The organism is Roseovarius albus, assembly GCF_900172335.1.
GTDB lineage: Bacteria > Pseudomonadota > Alphaproteobacteria > Rhodobacterales > Rhodobacteraceae > Roseovarius > Roseovarius albus.
Genome location: NZ_FWFX01000001.1, coordinates 28,795 through 43,987, shown reverse-complemented (window position 1 = coordinate 43,987; position 15,193 = coordinate 28,795). Strand labels below are relative to the sequence as shown.

The window sequence follows — 15,193 nt, the reverse complement described above, 5'->3', positions numbered from 1 at the left end:
CGCAAAGATGCGGACGAGCATGAATTCAGTTTGTGGTATACCATTAGGAACCGCTCTTATACGCTTGTACTCTTGTTGGAAAACTCAATGCAGAAATTTGGAAGCCACGGCCAATGGTCTCGACGAGAAGACGACAGGTTGCTTCGCGGGAATGGGACCTTTGTCGATAATATCGCCCCCTCCGACGCACTGTACGCCTGTTTTTTTCGATCTCCCTTCGCGCATGCCAAAATCGTCGCGCTGAACTTGTCGGACGCGCGCAATCAGCAAGGCGTGCATTTGGTTTTGGATGCGGATGATCTGCATGCAGCCGGCATTTCCAAAGGCTTATCTTCTGAAGTGGTGGAGTGCCCCGACGGAACCCAGGGCACCGCTCCCAGACGCTCCTTACTCGCCGAAAGGAAAGTTCGCTTTGTCGGAGAGCCTATTGCACTGGTCGTGGCCACTACACTGCAACTGGCAAAAGATGCCTGCGAGGCGATTGAATTCGAGCACGAAGAATTGCCCGCACACATGTGTCTTTCCGAAGGCGGGGAACCAATACATAGAGAGGCCCCGAACAATTGCGCCTTCACTTGGTCCGCAGGCGACGATACTGCCACGCACTCCGCATTTTCTCAGGCCGCCCACAGAGTTTCCAAAACCGTTCGCAATCACCGGGTCACTGTCAATTCCCTGGAACCAAGAGGGTGTTTCGCAGAACCTGCAGGCGAGGGCGTGCATCTGGCGTTCAATGGACAGGGTGTGCAGGACCTCAAAGATTCAATCAGCGACATTCTTGGCATGAAGGCTGATCATATCAGGGTCACCACACCTGATGTCGGCGGCGGCTTTGGCATGAAAGCGATGTCATATCCCGAACCACTCCTGCTGGCGCATGCGGTCCGGGTTTTGGATCATCCTGTACGCTGGATGTCCGAACGTGTTGAAGCAATGCTCACCGACACCGGCGCACGTGATCTGGAACACGATGCCGAACTGGCCTTTGATGAAAACTACCGGCTGCTTGGGTACCGCGTGGACACACGCTTCAATTTGGGTGCTTACAACAGCGATCTGGGCCAACTCATCCAAACAGACTATTTTGCGATGGTTTTATCCGGTGCCTATCGCACGCCAACCTGTCACCTGAGCGCGACAGGCATCTACACCAACACGGCGCAGACGGATGCCTACCGAGGTGCAGGGCGTGCTGAAGCGATTTACGTTCTGGAACGGATGATGGATTACGCTGCACGCGAGCTCGGCGTAGATCCATGGGAGCTGCGACGTCGCAATTTCATTCAGCCTGACCAATTCCCTTATGTCACTCCAATGGGGGAAGAATATGACCCGGCGAATTACGATCAGGTCCTGAACCAAGCCGAAGACATGGCGGATGTATCGGGCTTTGCCAAAAGAAGGGCCGCCAGCGAAGCCAAAGGGTGCCTTCGCGGGATCGGCCTGAGCTATTACGTCATGAATGCAATCGGCAATGAAAAGATCAGCACGCACCTGCAATTTCTGAACGACGGGCGAGTTATTTTCTCCGTGCCGTCACAATCAGCGGGCCAAGGCCACGAAAGCGCCTATGCGCAGTTTTTGTCTGACCAATCAGGCATTCCAGAAGATCGGATTGTCGTCGTTCAAGGGGATAGTGACAAAACCGGTAGCGGGGTGGGTACCGGGGGGTCAAGTTCAATCACGACGGTGGGAAATGCCGCGCTGGCCACCATTGCGAACGTGGTTGAAACCTTTCACCCTTTCGTTGTCGAACATTTACAAGTGGCGCCCGACACCGTCGAATTTGGCGGCGGTTCCTTTCGGGCCTCAGGTTCAAATTTAACACTTTCGATGCTTGAAGCTGCCGAAATCATGCGAACGGTCGGTGAGGCGGATCTGTTACGCATTGAGGGCATCGGGATCATTGAGAATTGGGCCTTTCCGAATGGCGCGCATGTGGCTGAAATCGAACTTGATCCCGAAACCGGCTTGGCGACACTTGAGCGGTATTCAGTGGTCAGTGATTTCGGCAATCTGATTAACCCCGTCCTGGTCGAAGGGCAGGTCCACGGCGGCTGTGCTCAGGGCATTGGTCAGGCGTTGCTGGAGCGCACGGTGTTTGACGAAAATGGGCAGTTGCTCTCGGCCAGCTTCATGGACTACGCAATGCCACGCGCAGACAATCTGCCAATGTTCAAATTCATGAATGAACCCGTGCCATCCACGGCGAATGCAATGGGTGTAAAAGGCTGCGGAGAAGCGGGAACCGTTGGCTCGGTCGCTGCGGTCGCCAACGCGGTCATGGATGCGCTCTGGGGCCAAGGTGTACACACTTTAGATATGCCGTGTACGCCAGAACGCATCTGGAATGTGCTGCATAAACATTCCTGAAAGACCATCACAAAAGGCCTCTAACGCAGCATCCCTTCAACCGCCTTGGCCGCCTTGGCACCCCATGTATCATAGATTTTTGGCCCCGGATGAAACCCGTCTTCAGCCATCTGCGTCGGGTTCAGACGCGCTGGCATTGGCAGGAATGTCGCCCGGTCATCCGCAGCAATCATCCCCAACAACAGCGTCTCAAAGTGTCGGGCCCGCCACTCCAGAACGCTGCGCAGGGGATTTGGCAGCAACGGAAAACTCTGCAACGGCGGTATTCCACAGGCCAGGATATGCTGCACGCTGAACTTTTCCTGAAGTACCGCAAACACATCCTTATAATGTGCCTGCCAGGCTTCAGTCCCGACGCCGTTCTTGGAATCGTTCACCCCCAGCGCCGTGATCGCCACGTCAAACTCCCCGGCTTCCGTCTCGCGCAACCGCTGCGCCGTATCCCTTGCCGTGGCTCCGGTTTCGGCAATCACCCGCCAGTGCACTTCGAATTCCTGTGCTAATCGATCAACCGTGCGTCCAGACAAGGCCTGCGCTTGATGTGATACTCCGACCCCTTCGGCGGAACTGTCTCCGACAATCAACAGACGCAGAGGTTTGCCCTGTCCAATGACGCCCTCGCGGGTCCCTTCAGGGGGCGGCATCTGGATCGCTCTCGAGGCAACCCAAAGCCCTTGTGTTATGAGGAACGGAAACATAAAAAATCGGCCAAGGTCCATACTTTAACCTTAAGACCTGTCGCAGATTATGCAAGTCGCGTGCTGTGCCCACGTAGCAGAAGGGAAGGTCGCGCTATTCGTCCGGATCGGCGTCAGGGTCGGCCTGACCGACCCCCAAAAACACCTTCTTGAACGGCAGAATCCAGACAATCCCCAACCCGACATAGACCAGCAGTTCGACCAGAATCGATGGCCGCTCCAGCATGTTCACGATTGTTACGGCAGCTATGATATAGACCGGCATTCCGATCAGCAGGATGACCAGCGACCAGCGCCGCCGGGCCTTGTAACTCAGGCCCGGTTTATTGTTTTCAGGCTTTTGATCGGCCATCAGTCCGCAAACGGGTCAGTCACCAGAATGGTGTCATCCCGCTCCGGGCTGGTTGAAAGTAGTGCTACAGGGCAGTCGATCAGCTCTTCCACCCGACGCACGTATTTGATCGCATTGGCCGGCAGGTCGGCCCAGCTGCGCGCGCCTTCCGTGGATTCGCTCCAACCCGGCATTTCCTCATAGATCGGTGTGCAACGCGCCTGTTCTTCGGCTGCTGTCGGCAGATAATCCAGGCGTTCACCATCCAGCTCATAGGCGACACAGATTTTCAATGTCTCGAACCCGTCCAGCACGTCCAGCTTGGTGAACGAAATCCCGCTGACGCCAGATGTCGCACAGGTCTGACGCACCAGAACCGCATCGAACCAGCCACAACGACGCTTACGTCCTGTGACCGTGCCAAACTCATGGCCGCGGGTGCCCAGACGGTGACCATCATCATCGTCCAATTCGGTCGGGAACGGGCCTTCACCGACGCGGGTGGTGTAGGCCTTCACAATACCTAGCACAAAATCAATCGCACCGGGTCCCATGCCAACGCCGGTTGCCGCCTGCCCCGCAATCACGTTGGACGAGGTCACAAACGGATAGGTGCCAAAATCAATATCCAGCAGCGCGCCCTGCGCCCCCTCAAACAAGATGCGTTTGCCCGCCTTGCGCTTTTCACTCATCACCTTCCACACTGGGGCGGCATATTGCAGGATCTGTGGCGCAATTTCCTCCAACTGTGCAACAAGTGCATCACGGTCAATGGCTTCGATGCCCAGACCTTTGCGCAGCGGATCATGGTGCTGCAATGCGCGGTCCACGCGCGCTTCCAATGTGGCCTTGTCCGCAAGGTCCGCAACGCGCACCGACCGGCGACCCACCTTATCCTCATAAGCAGGTCCGATTCCCCGGCCAGTGGTGCCAATCTTTGTGCCTTTGCTCGCAGCTTCTTCGCGGGCGCGGTCCAACTCGCCATGGATCGGCAGAATCAGTGGTGTGTTTTCGGCGATCATCAGCGTCTCAGGAGTGATCTCCACACCCTGCGCCCGGATCGACTCAATCTCTTTCACCAAGTGCCAGGGGTCCAGCACCACACCGTTGCCAACAACGCTCAGCTTACCGCCGCGGACAACACCCGAAGGCAGCGCGTTCAGCTTGTAAACCTTGCCGTCAATCACCAAAGTATGGCCCGCGTTGTGACCGCCCTGAAAACGCGCAATCACATCCGCCCTTTCGGACAACCAGTCCACAATCTTGCCTTTTCCCTCGTCACCCCACTGGGCGCCTACGACGACGACATTTGCCATGATGATCCTTTCGGCATTTGGTCAAAACCCGCGCCGGTATAGCGACCTGTGCGACCCAGTGAAACCGTTAATTCGCCGCAGTCCACAAAGAACGTATAAAAGGCTATCTTCTGCGCAGTCTCACATTCCCTCAGATTGCCGGTTGCGGGGCGCGTGCAAATTGCATAGATAGCCCCCTGATCCACAGTTTCTGACAGGCCGCTTTCGATGGAAAACGTCATCCTCCTTATCCACCTCCTTCTGACCCTCGCCTTGATTGGCGTCGTGCTCTTGCAACGCTCGGAAGGTGGCGGCCTGGGAATGGGTGGCGGTGGCGGCGGTGCTGTTGCGGGGCGTTCTGCCGCAACGGCTCTGGGTAAAGTCACCTGGGTGTTGGGCTTTGCCATTTTCGCCACCTCGATCACGCTGACCATCATTGCCGCGAAAAACTCCAGCGGCGGCTCGGTACTGGATCGCATCACCGATGCTCCAGTGCCAGCGGCAACTGCACCAGCAGTGCCAGACGCCAGCGATAGCCTCTTGCCACCTTCGGCAGACGATTCCGCACCGCTGGTGCCAACCGCCGATTAACCACTACGGTTAGAGAACACCGGGTAAACCGCAACATCATCTTGCGGTCGCCTTGCGCATTTCGCGCGAATCCTATATAGCTCGAGTCCCGTGGTACTGAGGCCTTTTTTGGTGTTTTCAGGACTCGAAACAGGCGTTATCGCAAGCCGATACGCACAATCGAAACACGGGGGAGATGCCAGATCATGGCACGATATATTTTTATTACAGGCGGTGTGGTTTCTTCTCTCGGCAAAGGCTTGGCCTCAGCGGCTTTGGGTGCGCTTTTGCAGGCCCGCGGCTATAGCGTGCGCCTGCGCAAACTCGATCCCTACCTCAATGTCGACCCTGGCACGATGTCCCCGTTCGAGCATGGCGAGGTGTTTATTACCGATGATGGTGCCGAAACAGATCTAGACCTTGGCCATTACGAACGTTTCACCGGGGTGCCTGCCCGGATGACCGACTCGGTCAGCTCTGGCCGTATTTATTCCAATGTGCTCGAGCGCGAGCGTCGTGGCGATTATCTGGGCAAAACCATTCAGGTTGTCCCCCATGTCACCAACGAGATCAAAGATTTCATCGCCATTGGTGATGACGAGGTTGATTTCATGCTCTGCGAAATCGGCGGCACTGTCGGCGACATCGAAGGCTTGCCGTTTTTCGAAGCAATTCGCCAGTTTTCCCACGACCGCCCACGTGGCGAATGCATCTTTATGCACCTGACCCTGCTGCCATGGCTGGCCGCCAGCGGAGAGCTCAAGACAAAACCGACGCAGCACTCGGTCAAAGAACTGCAATCCATCGGCATCGCGCCTGACGTATTGGTTTGCCGCTCGGAACAGCCCATCCCCGAAAAAGAACGCGAAAAGATCGCGCTGTTCTGCAACGTGCGTAAGGAATGCGTCGTGGCCGCATACGATCTGAAATCAATTTACGAGGCGCCGTTAGCCTATCACCGCGAAGGTCTGGATCAGGCCGTGCTGGATGCCTTTGGCATCGCCCCTGCCCCGCGTCCGGATCTCAGCGAATGGCACGACGTAATGGACCGCGTCCAAAACGCCGAGGGTGAGGTTAAGATCGCCATCGTTGGCAAATACGTTCAGCTCGAAGATGCCTATAAATCCGTCAAAGAGGCCCTGACTCACGGCGGCATGGCCAACCGCGTCAAGGTCAAGGTCGAGTGGGTCGACTCCGAGGTGTTCGATACCGAAGATCCAGCCCCCCACCTGCAAGGCTACCACGCCATACTGGTGCCCGGCGGCTTTGGCGAACGCGGCACCGAAGGTAAGATCAAGGCTGCGCAATTCGCACGCGAGCAGAACATCCCGTATCTGGGCATCTGCCTAGGCATGCAAATGGCCGTTATCGAAGCCGCCCGCAACAAGGCCGGGCTTACCGACGCCGGATCTGAAGAGTTTGACCACGAAGCGGGCAAAAAACGCTTCACTCCGGTCGTTTACCACCTCAAGGAATGGGTGCAGGGCAACCAAAAGGTCAAGCGCAAGGTCTCGGACGACAAAGGCGGCACCATGCGTCTGGGCGCGTACAACGCCACACTGGCAGAAGGCTCCAAGGTCGCGCAGGCTTATGGCACCACTGCCATCGATGAACGTCACCGCCACCGATATGAGGTGGACGTCAAATACCGCAAGCAACTCGAAGAGTGCGGGCTGAAGTTCTCAGGCATGTCACCAGACGGACGCCTACCCGAGATTGTCGAATGGGAAGATCACCCATGGTTCATCGGGGTTCAGTTCCACCCCGAACTGAAATCCAAACCCTTCGCGCCGCACCCGCTCTTTGCTGATTTCGTGCGCGCCGCGGTGGAAACCTCGCGTCTGGTCTAAGGTCAACGGAAACGTTCAAAAGAAAAGGCAGACGGTTTCGTCTGCCTTTTGCATTTCAAGCCCTGATTTCGCGAATTAACTGGCCCGCGCCGCCATATTCATACGCTGCTTAAACGCCCGCACAGGATTGGCCGAACGTCTCAGGGCTGAGTGCAGATTGGCCTGCTCCGGTTCATCGCGCTCACATTCTGTGACAACCATCCCGCTTTGCGTCTCGAGCTGCACCAAAACACTCTTTTCAATTTCCCAGCGGCCCCGGCGACGTTCCCGCGCATCCTGCGCCTGGTTGTCCATCCACCAATCCAACCTGTCATCAATTGGCAAAGGTTTGGTCACCTGCGACCGATAATAGCCGCTGTTCATCCGCAGCAGGATGTTATCCAGTACTCTCACGGTGCGGTGAAACCCCTTTGGCAAATCACGCTTGGGAATATAGTTGAACCTTTCCGGCTCACCGTTGAAAAACACCGTCACCGCCGTGCCCAGATCGATGCAGCGCTGTGACATGATCCAGCTCAGAACCGTTTCAGGATAGGTTTTCCAATCATAGCGTCGCGCCAAAGACCGCAGTTGTCTCGGGCTTGCCTTGCGCAGCATTTCTAGTTGTTCATCAGGGGAGGATTCCGCCCAATTGAAACGCTCGAATGACTGCATGTGACACTCCCAAATATTTCATTATGCTGCTGATTTCCGCAACTACTGGTGAACTTCGGCAAAGAAAGCGCAAAATATTGGGTGCAAATGTGACGGGCGTTTGGCGATTGCCAATATTTTGGAAACAGTTTTTTTGGAAACAACTGTTGACGATTGCCAATCACAAAATCCTTCCCCACAGTAAGCGCGAACAAAACCGGAGGCATCGATGGCAAAAGGATACTGGATCGGGCATGTCGACATCGAGGATGTACAGGCTTATGAAAAATATAAAGAAGCCAACGCCATCCCCTTTGCTGAATATGGCGCGCGCTTCCTGATCCGCGGCGGCCCACAAGAGGTTAAAGAGGGGCAAGTCCGTCCCCGCACCGTCGTGATCGAATTCCCCAGCTATCAGGCTGCGTTGGACTGTTACGACAGCGCAAGCTATCAAGCGGCCAAAGCCATTCGCGATCCGATCTCCACCGGCGACATCATGATCGTCGAAGGCTATGACGACTGAGGGAGGAGCACCATGGAAGCCACAGCATTTCTAACCCGCCTGAAACAGGCCTTCACCGGTGAAACAACCGCAGAGCCCCTGCCCGAAGTGGACGAAAAGCTGGCGCTTGGCACCCTGATGGTACGTGTAGCGCTGTCTGATAAGGTCTACCACCTGACCGAGATCAGCGAAATCGACCACCTGCTGGGTCAATTCTACGGCCTCAAACCAGTCGAGGCCGCCAAGATGCGTGCCACTTGTGAAAAGCTGGAAAAACAGGCCCCAGACAGCGACGAATTCGCCCACATGATCCGCGAAACGGTGAGCGAGGACACCCGCATCTCTGCACTCGAGGCAATGTGGAAAGTCGCCCTCGCCGATGGAAAACGCACCCCCGAAGAGGTCGAAGTCATGGAACACGCCCGCGTCGATCTCGGTTTGACCGCCGAACAATGCAACGCCGCCCGTATCACAGCAGAGGGTCATTAATAATATGTTCGGTAATTTTCTCAAATCCCTCACCCAACCCGACCCGCAACCCTTGAATGATGGCGACGCACGTCTGGCGCTGACCGCCCTTTTGGTCCGTCTCGCTCGCACTGATGGCGATTACGCCCCGGCCGAGATCGAGCGGATCGACCGTATCAGCAAGGCGCGTTACGGCCTGGACGATGCCGGGGCCGCGGAGCTTCGCACCCAGGCCGAGACATTGGAATCCGAGGCCCCCGACACCGTGCGCTTCACCCGTGCGATCAAGGATGCTGTTCCCTATGACCACCGCATCGGCGTGATCGAGGCATTATGGTCAGTCGCTCTGGCTGACGGAGACCGCGATCAGGATGAAAACGCACTGATGCGCATGGTCGCCTCCTTTTTGGGGGTCAGCGATGTTGATAGCGCGATGGCCCGCCAACGCATGGCCAAAAAATGATCGCCAGCCTCACCATGTACGACCGCCCGGAAACGGCGGCAGCCAATGATCATCTGTGGACCACCGTCCGGGCAAACCTGAACGAAGGCCCCGAAACCCTGACCCGCGACGGCGATGTTTGGGATCATTGGCACAGTCCCGATCTGATTCTCGCCCAGACCTGCGGCTATCCGTTTCGCGCAAAATTGCACGGCAAGGTTACACTCGTCGGCACGCCGATCTACGACCTGTCCGACTGCCCGGACGGGCATTACTATAGTGTCATCGTCGCCCGAGCCGATGATCCGCGCAGCACAGCTCAGGAATTTTCCGAGGCGCGCTTTGCCTATAACGAAGCCCTGTCGCAAAGCGGCTGGGCAGCTCCACAGAATCACGCGGCGCTGAACGGCTTCGCCTTCACCAACCCGGTGCAATCAGGCGCTCACCGCAATTCGGCCAGAATGGTCGCTGATGGACGTGCAGATTGCGCCTCTCTCGATGCGCTCAGCTGGAAACTGATGCAGCGTCATGATGATTTCGCCGCCAGCCTCAAAGTGGTCGAACACACCGCCCCGACGCCAGTCTTGCCTTACATTACAGCAAAAACGCGGGATCCCGCGCCACTGTTCAATGCCATGACACAAGCGATTGCGACACTTTCACCTGCAGATAGGAACGCGCTTGCAATCAAAGGGATAACCAACATTCCTATGGCACAATATTTGGCGATTCCAAATCCACCGCCACCGTCTGTGTATGCCGCAGCTCAACTCTAGCGCAGCTCTTTGCGCGACAAACGGCTCTCACGAGCCTTCGCAACGAAACAAAACTTCCGTTTCGCACTGACTTTACGTCATTTTGCACGAAAACCCGCGGATATGTTCGTTTTGCAAGTTGCATTACCGCTTTTTTTCGTCCCTATTGTCGGTCCAACAGGACTAAAACAACAAAACGGACCCTGCCTTGTCAGACAGCACCCCCGTCATCGAAATCCGCAACCTGCACAAAGCTTACGGCGCTTTGGAGGTGATCAAGGGTGTTGATATCTCGGCCCATCGTGGCGACGTTGTCTCTTTGATCGGCTCTTCCGGTTCAGGTAAATCCACCATTCTACGCTGCGCCAATCTACTCGAAGACAGCCAGCAAGGCGACATTCTGTTCAAGGGCGAACCGGTGAAATGGAAAGGCCAAGGTTTAGGCCGCCACCCTGCCGACCCCAAACAAGTCCTGCGCATCCGCACCAATCTTTCGATGGTGTTCCAGCAATTTAATCTCTGGGCCCATATGAGCATCTTGCAAAATGTGATGGAGGCCCCGGTGACTGTTCTGGGTCGCAACCGAGACGAGGTCGAAGAGAAAGCACGTCATTATCTGGACAAGGTCGGCATCGGCGACAAATGCGATGTCTATCCGGCGCAATTGTCCGGCGGCCAACAACAGCGTGCTGCGATTGCCCGCGCCTTGGCGATGGAGCCCGAAGCGCTTCTGTTTGACGAACCGACTTCGGCGCTTGACCCCGAGTTGGAACAAGAAGTTGTCAAAGTCATCAAGGACCTGGCTGCAGAAGGCCGCACCATGATGATTGTGACCCACGATATGAAGATGGCCCATGATGTATCCGACCACGTGGTCTTCCTGCATCAGGGCCTGATCGAAGAAGAAGGCGCGCCCGAGACTCTCTTTGGCGCACCCAAATCCGAACGGCTGCGGGGCTTCCTCAGCTCTACAATGGCCGTCGACTAATAAACACAGTTAAAACTTAGGGAGTAAATTATGAAAAAACTGTTCCTAACCACCGCTGCACTGGCGATCGCCGCCAGCACAGCCTTTGCCGCAGACACTGTCCGTCTGGGCACCGAAGGCGCCTACGCGCCTTGGAACTTCCTCAACGACGATGGCGAAGTTGATGGATTCGAGCGCGAGCTGGGCGATGAGCTTTGCACACGTGCCGAACTGACCTGCGAGTGGGTCACCAACGACTGGGATTCGATCATTCCAAACCTCGTCAGCGGCAACTACGATGCAATCATCGCCGGCATGTCAATCACCGACGAGCGTGACGAAGTCATCGACTTCTCAGACAACTATACCCCACCAGACCCATCCGCCTATCTGGCCCTATCCGATGGTGTTGACCTCGAAGGTGGCGTGATCGCCGCGCAAACCGGCACAATTCAAGCCGGCCACATCGCAGCAGGCGGTGCAACTCTGGTTGAATTCGCAACACCGGAAGAAACCGTTGCAGCCGTCCGCAACGGCGAAGCTGACGCGGTTTTGGCCGACAAATCCTATCTGGTGCCTATTGCTGCCGAAGATGGTGATCTGAGCATTGTTGGCCCCGACGTCCCACTGGGCGGCGGTGTTGGCATGGGCTTCCGCGAAACCGATGCAGAACTACGCGGCAAGTTCGACGCCGCCATCAAGTCGATGAAAGACGATGGCAGCCTGAACGAGCTGATCGCCAAATGGGAAGTTAGCTCCCAGTTCTAAGATCCATAAACCCGGTGCGCGCCCGCGCGCCGGGTTTTCCGTTGCCCCGCAACGCTTGATAAATTCCCAAGAGGCCCGCGATTTTTAGCTACTGCGCAGATCCCGACACGTTGCAAGGACTGCAATGGCTTTCCTGTTATCTGACAACAGGCAAGCATATGTCGCTTTATGTCTCAGTTTTCGTTGTGCTGGCCTTACTGCTGATCACCGCGCCCACAGCCCTCTTATTTGGCTTTTTTGGCGCGATGTCCGCGCGGTCCCGCATTGCGCCACTTCGCTGGATTGGCAAGATTTACATCGCCGTCGTACGTGGCGTGCCCGATATCGCCTTTTTCCTGTTTTTTGTCATCGCCCTTGATCAGGGTTTTGAATGGATGCGCCACCAGATCAAGTGCCCCGGATGGGATGAACCCATCCGGCGCGGCAATGACTTTGTGGTTTGCGACGCCGCCAAACTGCCACTGGGCGATTCCCCGCAATGGATCCACGAAACCTATGGCTTCTTCCTTGCGGTCCTGACCTTTGCCATCGTTTTCGGCGCCTTTGCCGCCAACGTTCTTTATGGGGCCATGCGCGCCGTGCCCCGCCCACAGCTGGAAACCGCCGAGGCCTACGGCATGAACCGCCGCCAGACGTTTTGGCGCATCCTTGTGCCACAAATGTGGGTCTACGCCCTGCCCGGCCTGTCGAACCTATGGATGGTCCTGATCAAGGCCACACCGCTGCTGTTCTTGCTGGGGGTCGAGGACATCGTCTATTGGGCGCGCGAATTGGGCAGCACGGCCAACCCACGTTTCACCGATTACCCGCATGGCGACTGGCGCATGTGGTACTTCCTCGCGCTACTGGTGTTCTACCTGCTCTTCACCCGCGTGTCCGAGGTCTTCCTCGAACGGCTGATGACCAAGCTGACCAAGGGACAGGCCACCACCGGCGGCGAAGCCCAGAGAAAGGCTCAGGCATGAACATGAGGTACATGGCATGAGCTGCTGGCAAACCATCCACGATTACGGCCTGCGCTCGCTGGGCATCGGCGAACGCGGCCTGCCCAAGGCCGACATCACCCTGTGCGAACAGTTCGTCTTGATCGGCTCGGGCATGATTTGGAATATCTACTTCGGTGTCTTCGCCCTCATTACCGGCTTTTTCCTCGCCACCGCCGTGGCTGTGGGCAAGGGCTCAAAAAACCTGGTCATTCGTAAAAGCAGTGAATGGTTCATCTTCCTGTTTCGCGGCTCGCCCCTGTTTATCCAGTTCTTCTTTGCCTACTTCCTGTTCCTGTCACTGAAATCAGTGCACCCGTTCTTTGATCCCTTCACTGCCGCTTGGCTTGGGGCGCTGATCGTGCTGTTCCTGAACACCTCTGCCTACTCGGGTGAGATCTTTTACGGTGCACTTCGCTCCATCCCCAAGGGCGATGTTGAATCCGCCGACGCCTACGGCTTCTCGGGCTGGCCGCGCTTTAAACGGATCATCTGGCCCACCACGCTGCGTCTGGCTTGGCCCGCCTACACAAACGAAGCGATCTTCCTGTTTCACGCCACAACGCTGGTCTTCTTCTCGGGCTTCCCGACATGGCAGCAACGCGGTGATGCGCTCTATTACGCCAACTACTTTGCCGACAAAACCTATAACCCGTTCATCCCGTATCCTATTCTGGCGGGATATTTCATCCTGCTGACGCTTGTGGTGCTGGCGATATTTGGCGCTGTGAACCGCCGGTTGAATCGCCATCTACCGCAAGAGGCCCGGCGCAAGATGAAGTTCCGCCCGAATATCATTCGCTAACACCCAGTGTGACCGTTCAGGTCAAATTTCACCTATCTAGTGGCCCGCAACACATCGCCTACAACATCCTGCTAGGGTGTCTGAACAACACACCGTAAACATCGGTAAATCATTACTTTCTTCAAATCAGATCCTGTGTTACGCTCGACCTCATAAATAAGAGCCAGCCGGAAAACCGGCGGCCTGAGGCAGAAAAGAGCAGAGTCATGAAAACGCGGAGCACACAGCCGATCCGCTTGGGATTGGTGATATTGGCGACAATTTGGATGCTGGTGGTCCTTCCACTCAGCGCGATCGCCGCCCCCTATGCAGCCATGGTTATCGACGCAAGATCGGGGGAGGTTCTCCACTCCCGCAACGCCGATAGCCGCCTTCACCCGGCGTCCCTGACCAAGATGATGACCCTCTACATCGTGTTTGAGGCGGTCGAGAATGGAGAGATCAGTCTCGATAGCACAGTGACCATTTCCAAACATGCTGCCAGCGAGCCCCCCAGCAAACTGGGTCTGCGTGCCGGACAGAAAATCAAACTGCGTTACCTAATCCGCGCTGCTGCAATCAAATCTGCCAATGATGCCGCCACCGCTCTGGGTGAGGCAATCGAGGGCTCCGAGGCGCGCTTTGCCCGCCGGATGAACCGCACCGCCAAGGCACTGGGCATGACCCGCACCACGTTCAAGAACGCTCACGGGTTAACCGAATCTGGCCATCTGTCCACCGCACGCGATATGACAACACTCGGTCGCCACGTATTTTACGATTACCCCGACTATTACAACATCTTCTCGCGGGTCACTGATTCAGCCGCAGGTAAAACGATTTACCACACCAACCGTAAGATGCTGCGCTCCTACCGTGGTGCCGATGGGATCAAAACCGGCTACACCCGCGCGGCGGGCTTCAACCTTGTGGCCAGCGCCGAGCGTGGCCGGGAACGCATCATTGCCACCGTCTTTGGTGGCCGCTCCACCGCGACCCGCAACGCCCGCGTGGCAGAGCTGCTGGATATGGGGTTCAAACGCGCGCCCACGCGTGTGGCCGTGCATAAACCGCGCAGGCCAGCCTATCTGGGAAAGCTCAAAGGCGGTCCAACGGGCGCCGTCGGTAAAACCGTCCGTCTGGCCTCTGCTGCTGCGGTCAAACGCAGCCTGCGCCCGCAATCGCGGCCGTTGCCTGAAGCAGAGCCGCTGCTGATCGCAGAAGCGCCCAAGGATGACATCGAGGCGGCCATTCTCGCCGCTCAGGCTGCCGCTACCGAAGACGAAACAACCGTCGCCGAGGCGGTCGAGGAAGTCGTTGCCGAAGCAGAGACGACCGTGGAAGCGACCCCAACACCAGAACCACAACTGGCCAGCGCGGTGGTCAAAGAGGCGCCCCGCCCTGTCCTGCGGCCCAAAAGCCTGATCCTGACCAAAGCGGAACCCGTGCAGCAACAGGACGCCATCCAAGAGGTCGTGACCCGTGTCTCCACCTCGGGCGGGCGTAATTGGGGCATCAACGTTGGCCGCTATCCCAGCCAGTACAAAGCCCGCAGCGTTTTGCTGAAAACGGCGCTCAACGAAATGGCCACGTTGGATGGCTCTCTGCGCAAGGTCGTCCGCCGCCCCACCGGCTTTGACGCCAACTTCATGGGCCTCTCAGAGGACACCGCTCAACTCGCCTGCCGCCGCCTGCAAGCCCGCAAGATCACTTGCGAAACGATTGAACCTGGCGGCGGGGCCTGAAGCACCTATCGTGAAACTGATAAAACCCC

16 protein-coding genes are annotated in these 15,193 nt (G+C 56.9%); 12 read left to right on the top strand and 4 right to left on the bottom strand.

Annotated features, from left to right (window positions below):
- The first annotated feature begins 87 nt into the window (after positions 1–87).
- On the top strand, positions 88–2,373 hold the full coding sequence (locus tag ROA7450_RS00215; protein ID WP_085803618.1) for a xanthine dehydrogenase family protein molybdopterin-binding subunit: 2,286 nt from the start codon (positions 88–90) through the stop codon (positions 2,371–2,373).
- Positions 2,374–2,393: 20 nt separating this feature from the next.
- Here ROA7450_RS00215 and ROA7450_RS00210 read toward each other — a convergent pair whose 3' ends face one another.
- The 3 genes from ROA7450_RS00210 to ROA7450_RS00200 form a co-directional block, all read right to left on the bottom strand.
- Positions 2,394–3,017, bottom strand: a complete 624-nt coding sequence (locus ROA7450_RS00210; protein WP_159453965.1) for an SGNH/GDSL hydrolase family protein — start codon at positions 3,015–3,017, stop codon at positions 2,394–2,396.
- A gap of 148 nt (positions 3,018–3,165) precedes the next feature.
- Entirely contained in the window at positions 3,166–3,423 is a 258-nt protein-coding gene (locus tag ROA7450_RS00205) for a DUF2842 domain-containing protein (RefSeq protein WP_085803616.1), read from the bottom strand.
- A complete protein-coding gene (locus ROA7450_RS00200; RefSeq protein ID WP_085803615.1) occupies positions 3,423–4,718 on the bottom strand; it encodes an adenylosuccinate synthase in 1,296 nt (431 codons plus the stop codon). The genes ROA7450_RS00205 and ROA7450_RS00200 overlap by 1 nt, the downstream gene beginning before the upstream one ends.
- A 207-nt stretch (positions 4,719–4,925) precedes the next feature.
- Between ROA7450_RS00200 and secG the strand changes: the two genes are divergently transcribed.
- Positions 4,926–5,288 (top strand): preprotein translocase subunit SecG, encoded by a 363-nt coding sequence (gene secG / locus ROA7450_RS00195; RefSeq protein ID WP_085803614.1) that lies wholly within the window; start codon positions 4,926–4,928, stop codon positions 5,286–5,288.
- A 185-nt stretch (positions 5,289–5,473) separates the two neighbouring features.
- Complete coding sequence (gene pyrG / locus ROA7450_RS00190; protein WP_085803613.1) at positions 5,474–7,117, top strand: CTP synthase; 1,644 nt, start codon at positions 5,474–5,476, stop codon at positions 7,115–7,117.
- A 75-nt stretch (positions 7,118–7,192) separates the two neighbouring features.
- Here the strand turns inward: pyrG and ROA7450_RS00185 are convergent, their stop codons facing one another.
- On the bottom strand, positions 7,193–7,771 hold the full coding sequence (locus tag ROA7450_RS00185; RefSeq protein WP_085803612.1) for a hypothetical protein: 579 nt from the start codon (positions 7,769–7,771) through the stop codon (positions 7,193–7,195).
- 208 nt (positions 7,772–7,979) lie between these two features.
- On the opposite strand from ROA7450_RS00185, the gene ROA7450_RS00180 reads away from it, so the two are divergent.
- The 9 genes from ROA7450_RS00180 to ROA7450_RS00140 all read left to right on the top strand — a co-directional run bounded on the left by ROA7450_RS00180 (position 7,980) and on the right by ROA7450_RS00140 (position 15,164).
- On the top strand, positions 7,980–8,273 hold the full coding sequence (locus tag ROA7450_RS00180; RefSeq protein ID WP_085803611.1) for a DUF1330 domain-containing protein: 294 nt from the start codon (positions 7,980–7,982) through the stop codon (positions 8,271–8,273).
- Positions 8,274–8,285: 12 nt separating this feature from the next.
- On the top strand, positions 8,286–8,741 hold the full coding sequence (locus ROA7450_RS00175; protein WP_085803610.1) for a tellurite resistance TerB family protein: 456 nt from the start codon (positions 8,286–8,288) through the stop codon (positions 8,739–8,741).
- Positions 8,742–8,745: 4 nt separating this feature from the next.
- Positions 8,746–9,183 (top strand): tellurite resistance TerB family protein, encoded by a 438-nt coding sequence (locus ROA7450_RS00170; protein ID WP_085803609.1) that lies wholly within the window; start codon positions 8,746–8,748, stop codon positions 9,181–9,183.
- The gene (locus ROA7450_RS00165; protein WP_085803608.1) at positions 9,180–9,938 is read left to right on the top strand and encodes a phosphate/phosphite/phosphonate ABC transporter substrate-binding protein; all 759 of its coding nucleotides are present in this window, start codon (positions 9,180–9,182) and stop codon (positions 9,936–9,938) included. Before ROA7450_RS00170 ends, ROA7450_RS00165 begins: the two co-directional genes overlap by 4 nt.
- Before the next feature lie 187 nt (positions 9,939–10,125).
- A complete protein-coding gene (locus ROA7450_RS00160; RefSeq protein ID WP_085803607.1) occupies positions 10,126–10,905 on the top strand; it encodes an ABC transporter ATP-binding protein in 780 nt (259 codons plus the stop codon).
- A gap of 30 nt (positions 10,906–10,935) precedes the next feature.
- Positions 10,936–11,652 (top strand): transporter substrate-binding domain-containing protein, encoded by a 717-nt coding sequence (locus ROA7450_RS00155; RefSeq protein ID WP_085803606.1) that lies wholly within the window; start codon positions 10,936–10,938, stop codon positions 11,650–11,652.
- An 80-nt stretch (positions 11,653–11,732) separates the two neighbouring features.
- On the top strand, positions 11,733–12,617 hold the full coding sequence (locus ROA7450_RS00150) for an ABC transporter permease (protein ID WP_085803605.1): 885 nt from the start codon (positions 11,733–11,735) through the stop codon (positions 12,615–12,617).
- A gap of 16 nt (positions 12,618–12,633) precedes the next feature.
- Positions 12,634–13,440: an ABC transporter permease gene (locus ROA7450_RS00145; RefSeq protein ID WP_085803604.1), complete on the top strand. Its 807-nt coding sequence runs from the start codon at positions 12,634–12,636 to the stop codon at positions 13,438–13,440.
- A gap of 206 nt (positions 13,441–13,646) precedes the next feature.
- Positions 13,647–15,164, top strand: coding sequence for a D-alanyl-D-alanine carboxypeptidase family protein (locus tag ROA7450_RS00140; protein ID WP_085803603.1), 1,518 nt, complete (start codon positions 13,647–13,649; stop codon positions 15,162–15,164).
- Positions 15,165–15,193: the final 29 nt, after the last annotated feature.

Coding starts and splice junctions, on each gene's coding strand:
- ROA7450_RS00165 (WP_085803608.1), top strand. CDS start 9,180: ATGATCGCCAGCCTCACCATGTACGACCGCCCGGAAACGGCGGCAGCC.
- secG (WP_085803614.1), top strand. CDS start 4,926: ATGGAAAACGTCATCCTCCTTATCCACCTCCTTCTGACCCTCGCCTTG.
- ROA7450_RS00185 (WP_085803612.1), bottom strand. CDS start 7,771: ATGCAGTCATTCGAGCGTTTCAATTGGGCGGAATCCTCCCCTGATGAA.
- ROA7450_RS00155 (WP_085803606.1), top strand. CDS start 10,936: ATGAAAAAACTGTTCCTAACCACCGCTGCACTGGCGATCGCCGCCAGC.
- pyrG (WP_085803613.1), top strand. CDS start 5,474: ATGGCACGATATATTTTTATTACAGGCGGTGTGGTTTCTTCTCTCGGC.
- ROA7450_RS00175 (WP_085803610.1), top strand. CDS start 8,286: ATGGAAGCCACAGCATTTCTAACCCGCCTGAAACAGGCCTTCACCGGT.
- ROA7450_RS00170 (WP_085803609.1), top strand. CDS start 8,746: ATGTTCGGTAATTTTCTCAAATCCCTCACCCAACCCGACCCGCAACCC.
- ROA7450_RS00210 (WP_159453965.1), bottom strand. CDS start 3,017: ATGCCGCCCCCTGAAGGGACCCGCGAGGGCGTCATTGGACAGGGCAAA.
- ROA7450_RS00200 (WP_085803615.1), bottom strand. CDS start 4,718: ATGGCAAATGTCGTCGTCGTAGGCGCCCAGTGGGGTGACGAGGGAAAA.
- ROA7450_RS00145 (WP_085803604.1), top strand. CDS start 12,634: ATGAGCTGCTGGCAAACCATCCACGATTACGGCCTGCGCTCGCTGGGC.
- ROA7450_RS00215 (WP_085803618.1), top strand. CDS start 88: ATGCAGAAATTTGGAAGCCACGGCCAATGGTCTCGACGAGAAGACGAC.
- ROA7450_RS00180 (WP_085803611.1), top strand. CDS start 7,980: ATGGCAAAAGGATACTGGATCGGGCATGTCGACATCGAGGATGTACAG.
- ROA7450_RS00205 (WP_085803616.1), bottom strand. CDS start 3,423: ATGGCCGATCAAAAGCCTGAAAACAATAAACCGGGCCTGAGTTACAAG.
- ROA7450_RS00140 (WP_085803603.1), top strand. CDS start 13,647: ATGAAAACGCGGAGCACACAGCCGATCCGCTTGGGATTGGTGATATTG.